The organism is Desulfovibrio sp. (assembly GCF_041907885.1).
Lineage (GTDB): Bacteria > Desulfobacterota > Desulfovibrionia > Desulfovibrionales > Desulfovibrionaceae > Desulfovibrio.
Genome location: NZ_JAYRGM010000001.1, coordinates 44,054 through 59,783, shown reverse-complemented (window position 1 = coordinate 59,783; position 15,730 = coordinate 44,054). Strand labels below are relative to the sequence as shown.

Below are 15,730 nucleotides of genomic sequence, written 5' to 3'. Positions count from 1 at the left end.
ATGTGCTGATGACTAAAGCTGATCTGGTTGAAAAAATTGCCGCCAAGGCAAATCTGACCAAGGCTGCCGCAGAGCGTGCCCTTAATGCTTTTCTTGGTTCTGTTGAAGAAGCGCTTGTTGAAGAATCCAAACTGACCCTCACGGGTTTTGGCACCTTTGCGGTTGAAACCCGCAAGTCCCGTCAGGGCCGCAATCCCCGCACGGGTGACACGCTCACCATACCCGCCTGCAAGATTCTCAAATTCCGTCCCGGCAAAATGCTTAAAGACTCCCTGAACTGATCTGCAAGCCGTTACGCTGGGCGTAACGGCTTTTTTTGTGCCAACTGCCGCAGGGCTGTTGGCTTTTGCTTTTGCCAGTTGCGTAATCTGCTGCCACTGCCCGCCCCTTGCGGCCTACGCCAGCAGCATTCAGGGCATTGGAGCAAATATTTGCGCGGCAACACCCCTGGTTACGGAAAAATATTCATTTTTCCGCACTTTGGGCTTGCCTTTTTGCCCGGCGAAGGCTACAAGTGCAGTTCATATTTTGAGGGCCATGGTCATTGATCATGCCCCACCGCCGAAGGGGGTGATTTTCTTGCCCGGAGTTTTTCTTAACGACGACGACTATAACTTCGACATCGCACTGCGCCGCTTTAAGAAGCAGGTAGAAAAGGCGGGCGTTCTTTCTGAAATGAAGAAGCGCCAGCACTACGAAAAGCCCAGCGTTATGCGTAAAAAGAAGAAGGCCGCCGCCCGGAAGCGGCTGATGAAAAAAATCAGGAAGATGAACATGGCCTAGGCAGCAATGCCCTGTGCCCATTGCAGAGCCAGCTCGGCAATGGGCAGGCCGTGCGATGCCAGCCATCGCTCCGTTCATTCGGCCAGTTATGCGGGAGGCCCCCAGGGCTTCCCGCGTTTTCTGCTTTTCTCCACCCTCCACCCCACCACCGCCATGACCGTCACCACCACGCTTTTTGAGCAGATCGACAAAGACTACATCACGGCCTACAAAGCCAAGGACAGCGTGCGCCTTACCGTGCTGCGCCTCCTGAAGACGGCGGTAAAAAATCGCCTGGTGGATCTCAGACGCCCCGGCGGCAGCCTTGCCGATGAGGAAATGCTTGACCTCATCATCAAGGAAGGCAAGCAGCGGCAGGATTCCATCGACCAGTTCACGGCGGCAGGCCGTACCGATTTGGCCGACAAGGAAGCTGCGGAACTTGTCATTCTTAAAGAATACATGCCCAAGCCCCTTTCGGCGGATGAACTTGCGGCCCTCATCGACGCCACCGTGGCTGAGGTGGGCGCTACTTCGCCCAAGGATATGGGCAAGGTCATTTCTGCCATCATGGCGGGCCACAAGGGCCGTGTTGACGGCAAAGCCCTTTCTGAAGCGGTCAAAAAACGCTTGCAGCCCTAGGTTTCGGCCACTTTTCCACGGGGGCTATCCCCCATCGGTGTCCCGTTTTGAGTTGGCATGCAATCTTGCGGGAGTCGTTTCGTCTTGGAGCAACAGCCTTGCACCGACTGACCACGCCTCTGGGGCGGCTGACCGGCTGTGCGCCGAATGTTTTGGTGCGTCCGCTGGGCGGCTGTGTATTTGTGTGCGCCTGAGTCCTACCGATTTTCGACCTTTATGACCGCTCCACGGGCAAGCGTGTTTGTTCGCGCAACCCCAACGCTTTAAGGCAGTTACCGCATGATCCACGCCCGCACGCTCAATGCCCTTGAATTTCACCGCATTGCTGACCACCTCGCCGCTCTGTGCCTCTCTGGCGTGGGGCGCGACCGCGCGCAGGCCATTGCCCCGCTGGAAGATGCAGAAGCGGTAACCATTGCCACCCGCATCTATGAAGAAGCCGCCGACTGGGCCAGCCGCCCCGTACCGGGCGGAGCGGTTTTTAGCGGTGGCTCCTTTCCTGATGTGAGCGGCCTCTTGCGCGCCGCATCAACCAGCCGTGCCCATGCCTTTCAGCCCGATGTGGACGCCTTTTGGGCGCTGCGCGAAGTACTGCGCCTTGCCAAGGAAGCCCACGCCTCCATAGCCCAGCCCGAAGCCGCCACCCGCTGGCCGCATCTGCTGGCCATGGCCGACGGCTCGCCCCTGCCCGTACAGCTTACGGCGGCTCTTTTGCGCTGCATTTCAGACGACGGCCTGCTGCGCGACGAAAGCTCGCCAGAGCTCTACCGCCTGCGCGGCGAACTGCGCCGCCTGCACCAAAGCTGCATGCACAAGGTCAAGGATTTTGCCCAGCAGTACAACATGCTGGCCTATCTGCAAGACGAGTTCATGACGCTCTCGTCCGACCGCTATGTGCTGCCCCTCAAGGCCAACTTCAAGGGCCGCATGCAGGGCATCATCCACGACTGGTCGCAAACAGGCGAAACCTGCTACTTTGAACCCATGTTTCTGGTGGAGATCAACAACCGCCTTCAGGAACTGAAACGCGAAGAACGCGAAGAAGAACGCAAGGTTCTGGTTTATCTGCGCACCCTGCTTGAGGCGGAACTGCCCGGCGCGCGCGCTGCCCTCGATCTGCTTGCCCAGCTCGATATTTTGCAGGCCAAGCGCAAGCTGGCTGCCCTTTTTGATGGCCGCTGCCTGCCGCTCACCCCCGTGGCCGAGGGCATTCAGCTGCTCGATGCCCGCCACCCCCTGCTCATGCTCAACCGCGTGGCCGAAGCCGCCAGGGATAAAGGCAAGGATGCCAAGGCTGGCACTGCCGCAGCCCTGGCCCAAAGCCGCGTGCGGCCCCTGGATATTGTGCTGCGCCCCGGCGAGCGTGCGCTGGTTATCACCGGCGGCAATGCGGGCGGCAAAACCGTATGCCTCAAAACCCTTGGACTCATCGCGGCCATGACCCTGAGCGGCCTGCCCGTGCCTGTTGGTCCCGGTTCGCACCTGCCCTGGTTCAGCAGACTGGATGCCTTTATCGGCGACGAGCAGAGCCTCGCCGACAATGTTTCCACCTTTACCGCCCAGATCGAGCACCTAGCCAAGGCCTGGAAACATCTTGACGCCAGCAGCCTTGTGCTGCTCGACGAATTTGGCGCGGGCACAGACCCGGCCCAGGGCGCTGCCCTTGCGCAGGCGGTACTTGACGAATTGCTCGACAAACATACCTTTGTTCTGTCGGCCACGCATTTTCCCGCGCTCAAAAGCTATGCACTCACGCGTGAGGGCGCGCGGGCGGCCTCCATGCTGTTTGATCCGCAAAGCAAAAGACCTCTGTTCAGGCTGGCCTACGATCAGGTGGGGGCCAGTCAGGCGCTGGATGTGGCCCGCGAGCACGGCCTTGCGGAAAGCATTGTGCGCAGGGCAGAGCATTATCTGTTGCAGGACGGGCAGGACGCCACGGCCCTGCTGGGCAGGCTCAACGATCTTGCCGCCCGGCGCGAGGATGAACTGACAGAGCTCAAGCGCGAGCAGGAAAAAACGCGCCGCCAGACACAGGATATGCGCGACAAGTTTGAAAATGAGCGCATTCGCCTGCACGACGAGGTGCGCACCAGGGCTGGTGAGCTCATGCGCGCCTGGAAGGAAGGACGCGCAACCCACAAGCAGGCGCTTAAGGAAATGTCGCGCCTGCGGGCCTCGCTGGCGCCCGCTCAGGACGAAACAGCAGAGGGCCAGTCAGTACTGCCCCAGCCCCAGACATTTACGACGGGGCAGCAGGTGCTGCACACCGTATTCAACAAGCACGGCGTCATCACCGATGTGGACGAACGCCGTGGCCGTGTGCGCCTTGAGATGAACGGCGTGAACCTTTGGGCCGAAATGAAGGCCCTGCGCGTGCCCGGTCAGGCATCCGCCCCGCAGGCCAGAGCTGCCACACGCGGTGTGGTTGGGCATACATCGGGCGGTGAGGGTGCTTCGCTGCGGCTTGATATGCGCGGCATGCGGGCCGATGTGGCCCTTGCGGAGCTGGAGCGTTTTATGGACAAGGCCCTGCTTGCCGGTTTTTCAGAGGTGGAGGTGGTCCACGGCAGGGGTACTGGCGCTTTGCGCCGTCAGGTGCACGATTTTCTGCGTGGTTTTCCCGCTGTGGGGCATTTTGCCCTTGCGCCCGAAGACCGTGGCGGCGACGGCATGACCATTGTGAATTTTCGTTAACACGCAGGCGTGTGACCCATGCAGTCCAGGGACGCAATTCGCGCCATCAAGGAGCGCCTTAATATCGTTGACGTGGTGCGCCGCTATGTGGAGCTGAAGCGCAACGGGCCGCGCTGGGTTGCGCCATGCCCCTTCCATCAGGAAACCAAGCCTTCCTTTTCTGTCAACGAAGATCAGGGGCTTTTTTACTGTTTTGGCTGCCACGCATCGGGCGATATTTTTGATTTTTACAGCCGCATCAACGGGCTTGATTTTAAGGAAACCCTTGAACAGCTGGCTGGCGAAGCGGGCGTTACCATTGACCGTGGCCCGCGCGATCCGCAGCGCGACGGGCAGGAACGCAAGCAGCGTTCGGCACGGCAGCAGATGCTGCGCATGTACGAGCTGGCCGCAGGGCATTTTGCCTCGGCCCTGCAAAGTGCCGAAGCGGAAGAATGCAGAAGGTATATAGAAAAACGCGGTTTGAGCGATGAGATAGTACAGCGCTTTGGCCTTGGCTGGGCCAGGCGCGAATGGCAGTCGCTGGCCGATGCCCTGCGCCGTGCGGGCTTTGACATGCGCATGGCCGCAGAGGCCGGGCTTGCGGGGCAATCGAGCGGCGGGCGGCCATACGACAGGTTTCGCGGGCGGCTCATCTTTCCCATCAAGAGCCTGTCAAACCAGATCATCGCCTTTGGCGGCCGCATTATCGCCGATGAAGAAGAGGCCAAGTACATCAACAGCGCCGACACGCCCCTGTATAAAAAGGGGGAGCATCTTTACGGTCTGGCGCAGGCGAGGCGCGGCATTGTTACCAAGGGCCGCGCGCTTTTGACAGAGGGGTACATGGACGTGCTCACCCTGCACCAGTTCGGCTACGACAACGCCGTTGGGGTGCTGGGCACGGCCCTTACGCCTGAACAGATAAAACGCCTTTCGGGTTTTGCATCGCAGATGACCCTGCTGTTTGACGGCGACCGCGCCGGACGCAAGGCAGCCCTACGCTCGTGCGAAATGCTGCTTACACGCGGCCTATCGTGCAGTGTGGTGATCATGCCCGAAGGCGAAGACATAGACAGTTTGCTGCGCGGCCAAGGCCGTGAAGCCTTTGAGACATTGCAGGCACAGGCCCCCGACGGCCTGCGCTTTTGCGTGGATGTGCTCAAGGCCCTTGCCCCGCGCGAAACAGTGGAATGGGCGCGCAATTTTTTGCGTCAGCTTGATATTCCTGAGCTTATCAGCCCGTACATATCACGGCTGGCGGCGCACTTGCAGCTTTCGGAAGCTGACCTGCGCGAGGGCCTGGCCGGTACGCGCGGGCAGCGCAAGGAAGGTCAGCCGCAGGCACTATCAACCACACGTTCGCGGCAGAATATACGCGACCGCGAAATAATGATGTTTGCCGTGCGGTACCCCCACCGCCTGCGGGACATGCAGGAAATGGGGGCAGATCTGGCCTTGAGGTCAGACATTGCGCGGCGGCTGTGGGACAAAATTGAAACCCACGGGCCGGAAGAAGTATTTTACCAGCTTGACGAACGGGAAAAAAACTTCTGGTGCAAAAGTCGCGGCCCAGAGGCCGCACCCTGCGACAGTGGCGAAAAAGAACTGGAATTGTTGCGACAGTCGCTAGACCAATATTACGCGTCAGCTCAGGCATCCTCGCTGTCGGCGGCCATGCGGGCCAATACCGGCATAGGTGACTTTGAAGCTGATTTAGATTATCTTCGCGCACTTAAGGAAACCTTGGAGAAAGGGCATGAGCAATCTTAAAGATATCCAGCAGATACAGTCCCTTATTGCCAAAGGCAAGGGCGCGGGCTTTCTGACCTTTGAAGAGGTCAACAAGGCCCTGCCCGTTGAAATGAGCACGCCTGAGCAATTTGAGGAAATAATCGGCATCTTTGAACAGCTCGAAATTGTCATTGTGGATTCGGAAAAAGACGGAAAAAAGATTTCCGCCGCCACCACCGAGACTGACGAAGACATTACCGAGGGCTCGCTGGATCTGTCTGAAGACGAGGACACGGCAGACTATTCCTCGCGCAGCACCGATCCCGTGCGCATGTATCTGCGTGAAATGGGCGCCGTGCCCCTGCTCGACCGCGATGGCGAAGTTGTCATCGCCAAGAAGATCGAAATGGGCGAACAGGACGTGCTGTACGCTCTGGTTGAAGTGCCTGTGGCCGTTGAAGAACTCATCAATGTGGGCGAAGACTTGCGCCAGAACCGCGTCAAACTGAAGGACGTGGTCAAAACCATTGAAGAAGACGACCCCAGCGAAGACGAAATGAACCAGCGCACCCGCGTTATTCTGCTGCTGGACGAAATCAAGCAGACCTTCAAGAAAAAACGCAAGATTTACAAAAAGCTCGATGCCTGCGCCTGCATGGACCGCCGCGTTACCGCAGTGCAGAAAGAAATCATCAGCTTCAAGGACGAAATCGTCACCCGCCTGCGCGACATCAAGCTGGAAAAAACGCTCATCGACCGCATCATTGAAACGGTCGAGGACTACGTGCGCCAGATGCACAACTGCCAGCGCGACCTTTCGGCCTACATTCTTTCTACCGGGCGCACCCAGGCAGAAATTCAGGCCATGTTTGACGGGCTGGACAAGCGCGAGGTGAACCCCAACGAGGCAGCACGCGACCTCAAGCTGAGCGTGGACGAGCTGTTTTCGTTCAAGGAAATGATCATCGGCAAGATTGAAATTCTCAGCCGCTTGCAGGAAAAGTGCTGCCACAACGTCACTGATCTTGAAGAAGTGCTGTGGCGCATCAAGCGCGGCAATACCGCCGCCATGCGCGCCAAGCAGGAGCTTATCCGCTCCAACCTGCGCCTGGTTGTTTCCATTGCCAAAAAATACACCAACCGTGGCCTGCAATTCCTCGATCTTATTCAGGAAGGCAACATCGGCCTCATGAAGGCCGTAGACAAGTTTGAATACCAGCGCGGCTACAAGTTTTCCACGTATGCCACGTGGTGGATCCGTCAGGCCATTACCCGCGCCATTGCCGACCAGGCCCGCACCATCCGTATTCCCGTACACATGATCGAAACCATCAACAAGCTTATCCGCACCTCGCGCTACCTTGTGCAGGAACTGGGGCGCGACCCCACCCCCGAGGAAATCGCCGAGCGTATGGAATACCCGGTGGAAAAGGTCAAAAAAGTGCTCAAGATCGCCAAGGAGCCCATCTCGCTTGAGACGCCCATTGGCGACGAAGAAGATTCGAGCCTCGGCGACTTTATTGAAGATAAAAAGGCCGTTGCACCGGCTGAAGAAGTCATCAATACCAAGCTTTCCGAGCAGCTTGCCGCCGTGCTGGCCGACCTCACCCCCCGTGAGGAACAGGTGCTGCGCAAACGTTTTGGCATTGCAGAAAAGAGCGACCACACCCTTGAAGAAGTGGGCAAGCTCTTTAACGTTACGCGTGAACGTATCCGCCAGATCGAGGCCAAGGCCCTGCGCAAGCTTCGCCACCCCGTTCGCAGCCAGCCCCTGCGTTCCTATTACGAAAACTGATTATCATCGCGCATGCCCGACAGGATGTCCTGCCGGGCATGCGCGGTCTTTGACCCCAAAGCCCATTCCGCACACTCACAGCAACGAATGAGCAAAGCCCTCATGCTGAAACACATGCCAAAGCTTTTCCGCTGGCCTTCATTATCGGCTGGCAAAAAACATACCCCGGCGCATGCCTTTGTGCTTGTTCTTTTGTGCCTGCTGGTGCTTGCAAGCGCTGTTGGGGCTGCCCCCGCCGCAGAGCAGCAAGCCACCACAGGCAAGGTTGCCAAATGCTTTGACGGCGACACCATCAAGCTCACAGACCGGCGCACGGTGCGCCTTGCGGGCATAGATGCCCCAGAAATGGACCACGGCAAGCACAAGCCGCAGTATTTTGCCCGCGAGGCCACAGAGCAGCTCACGCGCCTGGCCCAGGGCAAGGAAGTGCGCCTTGTGGCTGTGGACGCCAAGGGCAAGGATCACTATGGCCGCATTGTGGCCGATGTCATCTTGCCCGACGGCCACTCGCTTTCAGACACCATGGTGCGCAACGGTGCGGCCTTTGTGTATCCCCACACCGAGCAGAGCGCCCATTTTCAGGAGAGGCTGCGCAAGCTTCAGCACGAGGCCATCGCTGCCCGGCGGGGCATGTGGGCACATATACTCACCCTGCCCGCCGCCAAAAAAACCTACCTCGGCAACCGCGAATCCATGCGGTTTTTCCCCACAGACTGCGCAGAGGTGCAGCACATCAAGCCCCGAAACCGCGTATTTTTTGGCACACTCATGGATGCCTTTATGGCCGGTTATGCTCCGGCCAGGCCCTGCAACATCTGGCCAGACGCAAAATGAACACCACCTCGCCCCTGCTTGAACAACAGGCACTTGTCGTTTTTTCTGGCGGGCAGGATTCCGCCACCTGCCTGGCCTGGGCGCTCAGCCGCTTTCAGCGGGTATTCACCCTGGGTTTTGATTACGGCCAGCGCCACTCGGTAGAGCTTGCCTGCCGCATGCGCGTGCGCGAGGGCATTGCAGCGCAAACCCCCCTGTGGGCCGAACGCCTGGGGGCCGACACCCTGCTTAACCTCGATATTTTTCGCCAGCTGGCCGACACGGCCCTGACCTCTGATACGCCCATTGACGAACACGGGGCCAATGGTCTGCCCAATACCTTTGTGCCGGGGCGCAATCTCATTTTTATCCTGCACGCCGCCGCCTGGGCCTATGCCAAAAATATCCGGCATCTTGTGCTGGGCGTCTGCCAGAGCGATTACTCCGGTTACCCAGACTGCCGCGACGACAGCATAAAGGCCATGCAGGTTGCGGTAAACAGCGGCATGGATGCGCAGTTTACCCTGCACACGCCGCTGATGTGGCGCAGCAAAAAAGACGCCTGGATGCTGGCCAGAGAGCTGGGCGGCGATGCCCTGGTAGACCTGATTGTGGAAGAAAGCCACACCTGCTACATGGGCCAGCGCGGCCAACGGCAGCCCTGGGGCTATGGCTGCGGCACATGCCCGGCCTGCCGCCTGCGCGCCGCTGGCTACGCGGCCTACGCGCAAGCCCTGGCAGAACAGGGCCCAAACTGCCCAAAGGATGAAGCCTGATGTCCAAAAAGCAGCTCAGTGCCGCCCAGGGTCTGGAAGCGGCCTGCATACTCTTTCAGATCAACAGCAAGACCGCCGACATTATCAACATGGCCAGCGGCGCACAAATGCCAGAGGAATATCTGGCTGGCCCCGGTGCGGAGATGTTTTGCGCAGAATGGCGCGCCTTTGTGCATGCGGTGGTTACCGCAGCCATCATGCAGCACGCGCCCAATACGGTTTTTCTGGCCTATCTGCGGCAGACCGGCCATCTGCTGGCGGCTGCCAGCGGTAATTTTGACAGCGCGGACGAAGAGGCTGTCAACGCAGCCCTCAACGCCTTTGTGGACGGCCCATTTGCACAGTACATGCCCCTGCTGGCGCAGGAACAGCAGGCGCAGTGCCCCGATCTTTTCTGCCAGCGCCTTGCTGTGCAGGCTGCCAATCTGCGCGGCCAGGCCACCCCGCCGGACGACCACGCCAAGGCCCGCCTTGCGGCCATTATGGCCATGGTCATCAGCGCCGTGTGGGACAAGCTGGAGCAGTACGACATTCAGGCAGACTAGCCCCGCCAAAGCCCCCGCCCCATCCAGATCATGACAAAGCCACAGGCACGGCCCGTGGCTTTTTTTAATGCAGCAGATGAAAAATGCGCCGGATGGCCCGCAACTGGCAGGCATTCCGGCGCATTGACATTCACAGGGCGGGCAGGGCTATTTTTTCCCCACCAGTTCCAGCATGGCCTCGGCAATATTGTTGGTGCGCAGGCCCACAAGCTCGCGCAGGCGCAGCTGGCTGCCGTGCTCAACAAAGTGGTCGGGCAGGCCAAGGCGCTTGATGCGCTGGCCGCGCATGAGGCCCCGGTCATTCCAGAACTCAAGCACGGCAGAAGAAAAGCCCCCGGCCAGTACGCCTTCTTCCACAATAAGAATGCGGTCAAAGGTATTGGCGATTTCGGCCAGCTGCTCTTCAGGCAGGGGTTTGATCCATACGGGGTCGAATACAAGAGGCTTGATCCCGGTTTGCCGTTCCACCATTGCCGCCGCTTCCAGGGCCGGGTGGGCGCGGTTGCCAAGGGCGATCACCGCAAGGCCCTCGCCCTGTTGCAGCACTTCGCCCCTGCCGGGGGTCAGCAGCCGGGGTGCGCCGTCCGAGGGCACGCCAAAGGCGCTGCCGCGCGGGTAACGCAGGGCACAGGGCCCGGGATGGCACAATGCCGTGTGCAGGCAGTGGCGCAACAGATTTTCGTTGCGCGGGGCCAGCATGGAAATGTTGGGAATATGCCGCAGATAGGCGATATCAAAGGCCCCGTGATGGGTGGCTCCGTCTTCGCCCACAAGGCCCGCACGGTCTACGCAAAAAGTGACGGGCAGATTTTGCAGACACACATCATGCACAACCTGATCATACGAACGCTGCAAAAAGGTGGAGTACACCGCCAGCGCCGGGCGATAGCCCTGGCTGGCAAGGCCCGCCGCAAAGGTTACGGCATGCTGCTCGCAAATGCCCACATCCACAAATCGGTCGGGAAAACGCGCGCGGAACTTGTCTGTGCCCGTGCCTTCGGGCATGGCCGCTGTGATGGCAATGATCTTGTCATTGTGCTCGGCAAGCTCGGTCAGCGTATTGCTGAACACCGTAGTGAACGAAGGCAGCTTGGCGGTGGAGGGCAGGGGCTGCCCGGTTTCGGGCGTGAACAGGCCAATGCCGTGGTAGAGAGTGGGATTTTTTTCTGCCGGGCCGTAGCCCTTGCCCTTTTGCGTGCGCACGTGCAGCAGCACCGGGCCGTCCTCAATGGCGGCGGCCATTTCCAGATGGCGGCGCAGGCTTGTGATGTCGTGGCCGTCCACAGGGCCGATGTAGTTGAAGCGAAAAGCCTCAAACAGCATGCCCGGCGTAAAGAAAGACTTGAAGCTCCACTCGCCCCGCATGGCGTAAACCGCCAGCTTTTGACCGATTCGCGGAATGGAACGCAGGAAATTGAGCACTTCCTTGCGGGTTTGGCGCACCCAGCGCTGCGAAAGCGTGCGGCTCAAAAACAGCGAAAGCGCGCCCACGTTGGGCGAAATGGACATTTCATTGTCGTTGAGCACCACAATGAGCCGCCGCCCCATGTGCCCGGCGAGGTTCAGGCCCTCAAAGGCCTCGCCCGCCGTAAGAGAACCATCACCGATAACAGCCAGCACGTGGTGCTTGAGACAGGAAAGGTCACGCGCCAGGGCCATGCCCAGAGCGGCAGAAATGGACGTGGAGGAATGGCCCACGCCAAAGTGGTCATACGGGCTTTCCTCCATGCGCGGAAAGCCTGAAATACCGCCAAATGACCGCAATGTATGAAAATTTTTGGCGCGCCCCGTCAACATCTTGTAGGCATAGGCCTGGTGTCCCACGTCCCATATGAGCTTGTCGTGCTCCACATTGAAGGTGGCCAGCAGGGCCAGGGTCAGTTCCACCACGCCCAGAGAGGGCGCAAGATGCCCGCCATTGCGCGAAACCGTTTCAATAATACGGCTGCGCACTTCTCCAGCCAGCTGGGCCAGCTGGGCATCAGAAAATTTGTTCAGCTGGGCCGGGCTTTCAATACCGTCCAGCACGCCGCTGTGCTCTTTCGTATCCATCTCAGGCCGCCCTGGTTACCGTGTAGTCGGCCAATGCCCGCAGAAAATCCGCCTCCTGCCCGTCAAAACAGGCCAGGGCGTTCTGGGCTGCCAGAGCCTGCTCACGCGCCAGCTCGCGGCTTTTTTCAAGCCCCAGCAAGGCGGGATAGGTGCTCTTGCCCTGCTCCTCGTCGCTGCCGGCAGGCTTGCCCAGGGTTTCTGTGTCGGAGACCACATCAAGAATATCGTCTGCAATCTGAAAAGCCACGCCAAGGGCCGCGCCGTAGGCAGAAATGGCATCGCGGGCGGGCTGTTCCGCCCCGGCAAGAATGGCCCCGCACAGGCACGATGCCCGCAACAAGGCCCCGGTTTTCATGGCGTGTACGGTGCGCATCTGCTCAAGGCTGATGGAGGCCGCGCCGGTGTAGATCATGTCCCACTCCTGCCCGCCCACCATGCCGGAAGACCCCGCCGCCAGCGCAAGCGTGGACACGGCTTCGAGCACGCGTTCGGGTGCTTCGGGGGTGCGGCACATGACCATAAAGGCATCGGTAAGCAGGCCGTCGCCCGCAAGAATGGCCGTGGCCTCGTCAAATGCCTTGTGGTTCGAGGGCTTGCCACGGCGCAGATCGTCGTCGTCCATGGCTGGCAGATCATCGTGGATGAGCGAATAGGTATGGATCATCTCGATGGCGGCGGCAAAGGGCATGCTGCGCTGCGGAGAAAGACCGCACAGGGCCGCCGTGCTCAGGCACAAAACAGGGCGCAGGCGCTTGCCCCCGGCCTGAAGGCTGTAAAGCATGGAATCCTTGAGCCTCTGGGGTAGATCGCGCCCGTCAAGACAGGTGGCCAGATAGGCTTCCACGTCCTTGCCCCGCGTGCGCAGCAGGGCCTTCATGTCAGCAACGCTCATCATCGCCTATTCCGCCTCCTCTTCTGCATTCTGCCCGCCTTCGGCCACTGGGCGTGGCTGAAGCGGACGCGCCTGACCATCCTGCCAGATTTCAAGCTCGTGCCGGGCTTTTTCAAGCTGTTCACGGCAATAGCGCGAACAGGCCGCTCCTTCCTTGTACAGGGCCATGCCCTTCTCCAGAGGCAGGTCGCCGCTTTCAAGCGCCGCCACTATTTCCTGAAGCCGGGCCATCTTTTTTTCAAAGCTGTTGTCTGTCTTGGCGCTCATGGATTTTTTTCCTTGGCGGCGTTGCCGGTGGTCAAAAAGGGCTGCGGATCAACCGATTCGCCCTGAACCAGAAGCGACAGATGCAGATGCGGCCCGGTAACGCGGCCAGTGGCCCCCACCAGCCCCACAACCTGGCCCTGGCGCACCCTGTCGCCATTTTGCACCAGTATTTCAGAGAGGTGCAGATACGCGGTAAACACCCCTTCGCCGTGATTGATGTACACTACATTACCAGAGAAGTACAAATTACCCGTAAGGGCCACCTGGCCATCGGCGCAGGCAAGCACAGGCTGCCCCTGCGGGCCGCGCAGATCAAGCCCCTTGTGCACCCCGCGGGGCTGCCCGTTGAAAATACGCTTGAGCCCGTACAGGCTTGATACGTCACCAGGAACAGGCCGCACAAGGGGCAAAACCCACAGACGCTCCGGCAGGCTCTGGGCAAGGGCCCGATGTACCAACTCCCTGTCGGCCTTGATACGCGCCATCACCTCTGCGGGGGGATCCACATATTTTTTATCCACATTGAGCTTCTGTACCGGGCGATCCTTGTCAAACAGGGCGATACGGCGGGCCGTAAGAGGGGCATCCTTGCCACCGCCAAGGGACACGGCAAGATCGCGGGCTGCTTCTTTTTCTTCCAGCGGCACAGGCAGCAACATCACGGCCTGCCAGCGCGCGGCAGCGCCCGCAGCGGTGCTGGCGGTCACCTGTTCGGCCCTTGCCTCGTAGGTTTTGCCCAACCAGCGAAAAATAAATACCTTTGTGGGCGTATCGCTCACCGCCAGGGCGGGAAAGGCATCGCCACGCGCCACCGATTCCGGGGCGTCCAGTACAAGCGAGGGAGCCGCCAGCGCGGCTGACCCGACAAAAAACAGGCAACATGCCAGCAACGCCAGCGTAATGCGCACAAATGCTGATAGTGGTACAGACACACGCCCAGACATCAGATATTCCTTCCTCGTTTCACCGCATCCGCCCCTGCCGTGGTGGGCGCAACATCGGGCTGCACCTTGCTGACCACGGCGGCCAGGCTGCCGTCTGCCAGCCGCACCGTAATGGCGCTGCCCGCAGGGGCCGCCGATACCGACCGCAGCAGCCCGCCATCCGCACCACGCACAAGGGCATAGCCACGTTTGAGCGGGGCAAGCGGATTGGCCGCCGCAAGCGAAAATTCCAGTTTGTCCAGCTCGCGCCCGGCCTGGGCAAGCATTTGCTGCCCTGCCGCATGCAGACGCTGCCGGGCGGCATCGTGCCGCTGCTCCTGCGCTGCCAGCAGGCGCGGCATGGCCGCAGCCAGATTGGCCGAAAGCGCCTCTACCCTGCTGCTTAACATGTCCAGCCGTGCTGGGCTCATGCCATTTTGCAGGGCCTGGGCAAGCCTGTCGTGCCGGGCATTGGCAGTATCAAGCCACTGCCGGGCAGCCCTGTGCAGGCGAAGGTGCAGGCCGTCAAGCTGTTCTGCAAGTCGCGCCTGATGCCGCATGGGCGAAAACCAGCGCAGGGCGCTCTCGTACTGGGCAAGGCTTTGCCACGCCGCCTCAAGCCGTCGCCGCAGGGCGCGCACCAGGGCGGCCTCGGCCTCGTCAACCTTCTGCACCAGCTCGGCCCGTGCGGGCCAGAGCAACTGCGCCGCGTGCGAGGGCGTTGCCGCGCGCTGGTCTGCGGTCATGTCGGCAAGGGTGACATCCACCTCGTGCCCAATGCCCGCCAGCACTGGCAGACGCGAGTGAAACACGGCTTCTGCCACAGCTTCTTCATTAAAAGCCCACAAATCTTCCAGCGAACCGCCGCCACGCACCAGCACAATTACCTGGGCCCAGCCCTGCGCGTTGGCCTCCTGCACGGCCCGCACAATGGCGGGGGCAGCCTCTGCCCCCTGCACCAGGGCAGGAAACAGGCGGATTCGCGCCCCGCTGCCACGGCTGGCGGCAAGTTCCATAAAATCGTGGAGGGCCGCGCCCGTGGGCGAAGTGACAAGTGCCACGCGCTGCGGATCGTGCGGCAGGGGCCGCTTGCGTTCGTGGCAGAAATATCCCAGAGCCGCCAGCTTGCGCTTGCTGGCCTCAAAGGCCTGCGCCAGCAGCCCCTCGCCCGCAGGCTGCAACAGTTCAACCGCCAGCTGGTACTGCCCGCGCGGGGCGTACAGGGTGATGCGCCCGGCGCACAGCACATCAAGGCCGTTGCGCAAAAGCTCCAGAGGCGAGGGCCGTGGCGCGTCAAAAACCTCGCCGGTCAGCGGGTCAAAACCCTGGGCAGTCTGCCTTTGCATGTGCCGAAACCACACACACTGCAACTGGGCGTCGGCATCCTTGAGGGTAAAATAGACGTGCCCAGAGCCGGGACGGGTAAGGTTTGTAACCTCGCCCCGCACCCACACAAAGGGAAAACGCCCCTCAAGAGTTTTGCGCAGCTGTTCCGTGAGCTCACGGACAGACAGTATGGCTTCCTGCATGGTACTCCGCTTGCGACCCCGTATCCAGTCAAGTGTTTTTGGGTGGAAAAGGGGCACGGTAAGCCCCCCCGAATGTTGCACAACAACAGGGCCAGAAATCAGAGGCCGCGCGGCTTGCCCGCGCCTCAAGCCGACTGATCTACAAATCTTTGCGCCCAGCGGCATTGCCAACAGCGGGGCCCCTCGGCGCAGGGCTTGCCATCTAGCTTGTCATCTATTTGAAGGGGCGCTTGCAGCGCCCCTTCATACCTCAACCTCTAATGAACCCCTGGTTCTCGGCGTGGGTGGTATTGCCCACGGCATGGTCCAAATCTTTTAAGGCACAAC

The 15,730-nt window shown here is 60.3% G+C and carries 14 protein-coding genes; 9 read left to right on the top strand and 5 right to left on the bottom strand.

Annotated features, from left to right (window positions below):
- The first annotated feature begins 8 nt into the window (after nucleotides 1–8).
- The 9 genes from ACE3NW_RS00240 (at nucleotide 9) to ACE3NW_RS00200 (ending at nucleotide 9,740) form a co-directional block, all read left to right on the top strand.
- Complete coding sequence (locus tag ACE3NW_RS00240) at nucleotides 9–281, top strand: HU family DNA-binding protein (protein WP_374279369.1); 273 nt, start codon at nucleotides 9–11, stop codon at nucleotides 279–281.
- 298 nt (nucleotides 282–579) lie between these two features.
- Complete coding sequence (rpsU, locus tag ACE3NW_RS00235; RefSeq protein WP_183718206.1) at nucleotides 580–783, top strand: 30S ribosomal protein S21; 204 nt, start codon at nucleotides 580–582, stop codon at nucleotides 781–783.
- Nucleotides 784–936: 153 nt separating this feature from the next.
- Nucleotides 937–1,404 carry a GatB/YqeY domain-containing protein gene (locus ACE3NW_RS00230; protein WP_374279614.1) on the top strand — a complete coding sequence of 156 codons (468 nt, stop codon included), beginning with the start codon at nucleotides 937–939 and terminating at the stop codon, nucleotides 1,402–1,404.
- Nucleotides 1,405–1,683: 279 nt separating this feature from the next.
- Nucleotides 1,684–4,098, top strand: a complete 2,415-nt coding sequence (locus ACE3NW_RS00225; protein WP_374279368.1) for an endonuclease MutS2 — start codon at nucleotides 1,684–1,686, stop codon at nucleotides 4,096–4,098.
- Between the two features lie 18 nt (nucleotides 4,099–4,116).
- The gene (dnaG, locus tag ACE3NW_RS00220) at nucleotides 4,117–5,850 is read left to right on the top strand and encodes a DNA primase (protein WP_374279367.1); all 1,734 of its coding nucleotides are present in this window, start codon (nucleotides 4,117–4,119) and stop codon (nucleotides 5,848–5,850) included.
- Nucleotides 5,837–7,606 carry an RNA polymerase sigma factor RpoD gene (rpoD, locus tag ACE3NW_RS00215; RefSeq protein ID WP_374279366.1) on the top strand — a complete coding sequence of 590 codons (1,770 nt, stop codon included), beginning with the start codon at nucleotides 5,837–5,839 and terminating at the stop codon, nucleotides 7,604–7,606. The genes dnaG and rpoD overlap by 14 nt, the downstream gene beginning before the upstream one ends.
- Nucleotides 7,607–7,708: 102 nt before the next feature.
- Nucleotides 7,709–8,440: a thermonuclease family protein gene (locus ACE3NW_RS00210; RefSeq protein WP_374279365.1), complete on the top strand. Its 732-nt coding sequence runs from the start codon at nucleotides 7,709–7,711 to the stop codon at nucleotides 8,438–8,440.
- Nucleotides 8,437–9,195: a 7-cyano-7-deazaguanine synthase QueC gene (gene queC / locus ACE3NW_RS00205; protein WP_374279364.1), complete on the top strand. Its 759-nt coding sequence runs from the start codon at nucleotides 8,437–8,439 to the stop codon at nucleotides 9,193–9,195. Before ACE3NW_RS00210 ends, queC begins: the two co-directional genes overlap by 4 nt.
- Nucleotides 9,195–9,740 (top strand): serine/threonine protein kinase, encoded by a 546-nt coding sequence (locus ACE3NW_RS00200; RefSeq protein WP_374279363.1) that lies wholly within the window; start codon nucleotides 9,195–9,197, stop codon nucleotides 9,738–9,740. The genes queC and ACE3NW_RS00200 overlap by 1 nt, the downstream gene beginning before the upstream one ends.
- Before the next feature lie 147 nt (nucleotides 9,741–9,887).
- Here the strand turns inward: ACE3NW_RS00200 and dxs are convergent, their stop codons facing one another.
- From dxs to xseA, 5 genes are read right to left on the bottom strand one after another with little or no spacing between them, the layout of a single operon-like run.
- Nucleotides 9,888–11,792, bottom strand: a complete 1,905-nt coding sequence (gene dxs / locus ACE3NW_RS00195; protein ID WP_374279362.1) for a 1-deoxy-D-xylulose-5-phosphate synthase — start codon at nucleotides 11,790–11,792, stop codon at nucleotides 9,888–9,890.
- 1 nt (nucleotide 11,793) lies between these two features.
- A complete protein-coding gene (locus tag ACE3NW_RS00190; RefSeq protein ID WP_374279361.1) occupies nucleotides 11,794–12,687 on the bottom strand; it encodes a polyprenyl synthetase family protein in 894 nt (297 codons plus the stop codon).
- A 3-nt stretch (nucleotides 12,688–12,690) separates the two neighbouring features.
- Nucleotides 12,691–12,951, bottom strand: coding sequence for an exodeoxyribonuclease VII small subunit (xseB, locus tag ACE3NW_RS00185; RefSeq protein ID WP_374279360.1), 261 nt, complete (start codon nucleotides 12,949–12,951; stop codon nucleotides 12,691–12,693).
- Nucleotides 12,948–13,895: a M23 family metallopeptidase gene (locus ACE3NW_RS00180; RefSeq protein ID WP_374279359.1), complete on the bottom strand. Its 948-nt coding sequence runs from the start codon at nucleotides 13,893–13,895 to the stop codon at nucleotides 12,948–12,950. Before ACE3NW_RS00180 ends, xseB begins: the two co-directional genes overlap by 4 nt.
- The gene (xseA, locus tag ACE3NW_RS00175) at nucleotides 13,895–15,403 is read right to left on the bottom strand and encodes an exodeoxyribonuclease VII large subunit (protein ID WP_374279358.1); all 1,509 of its coding nucleotides are present in this window, start codon (nucleotides 15,401–15,403) and stop codon (nucleotides 13,895–13,897) included. Before xseA ends, ACE3NW_RS00180 begins: the two co-directional genes overlap by 1 nt.
- Between the last annotated feature and the right edge of the window lie 327 nt (nucleotides 15,404–15,730).

Excerpts from the sequence above, each read along its gene's own strand:
- ACE3NW_RS00225 (WP_374279368.1), top strand. The coding sequence starts at position 1,684 with ATGATCCACGCCCGCACGCTCAATGCCCTTGAATTTCACCGCATTGCT.
- xseB (WP_374279360.1), bottom strand. The coding sequence starts at position 12,951 with ATGAGCGCCAAGACAGACAACAGCTTTGAAAAAAAGATGGCCCGGCTT.
- ACE3NW_RS00200 (WP_374279363.1), top strand. The coding sequence starts at position 9,195 with ATGTCCAAAAAGCAGCTCAGTGCCGCCCAGGGTCTGGAAGCGGCCTGC.
- rpoD (WP_374279366.1), top strand. The coding sequence starts at position 5,837 with ATGAGCAATCTTAAAGATATCCAGCAGATACAGTCCCTTATTGCCAAA.
- ACE3NW_RS00190 (WP_374279361.1), bottom strand. The coding sequence starts at position 12,687 with ATGATGAGCGTTGCTGACATGAAGGCCCTGCTGCGCACGCGGGGCAAG.
- xseA (WP_374279358.1), bottom strand. The coding sequence starts at position 15,403 with ATGCAGGAAGCCATACTGTCTGTCCGTGAGCTCACGGAACAGCTGCGC.
- ACE3NW_RS00210 (WP_374279365.1), top strand. The coding sequence starts at position 7,709 with ATGCTGAAACACATGCCAAAGCTTTTCCGCTGGCCTTCATTATCGGCT.
- ACE3NW_RS00230 (WP_374279614.1), top strand. The coding sequence starts at position 937 with ATGACCGTCACCACCACGCTTTTTGAGCAGATCGACAAAGACTACATC.
- dxs (WP_374279362.1), bottom strand. The coding sequence starts at position 11,792 with ATGGATACGAAAGAGCACAGCGGCGTGCTGGACGGTATTGAAAGCCCG.
- ACE3NW_RS00180 (WP_374279359.1), bottom strand. The coding sequence starts at position 13,895 with ATGTCTGGGCGTGTGTCTGTACCACTATCAGCATTTGTGCGCATTACG.
- dnaG (WP_374279367.1), top strand. The coding sequence starts at position 4,117 with ATGCAGTCCAGGGACGCAATTCGCGCCATCAAGGAGCGCCTTAATATC.
- queC (WP_374279364.1), top strand. The coding sequence starts at position 8,437 with ATGAACACCACCTCGCCCCTGCTTGAACAACAGGCACTTGTCGTTTTT.
- ACE3NW_RS00240 (WP_374279369.1), top strand. The coding sequence starts at position 9 with ATGACTAAAGCTGATCTGGTTGAAAAAATTGCCGCCAAGGCAAATCTG.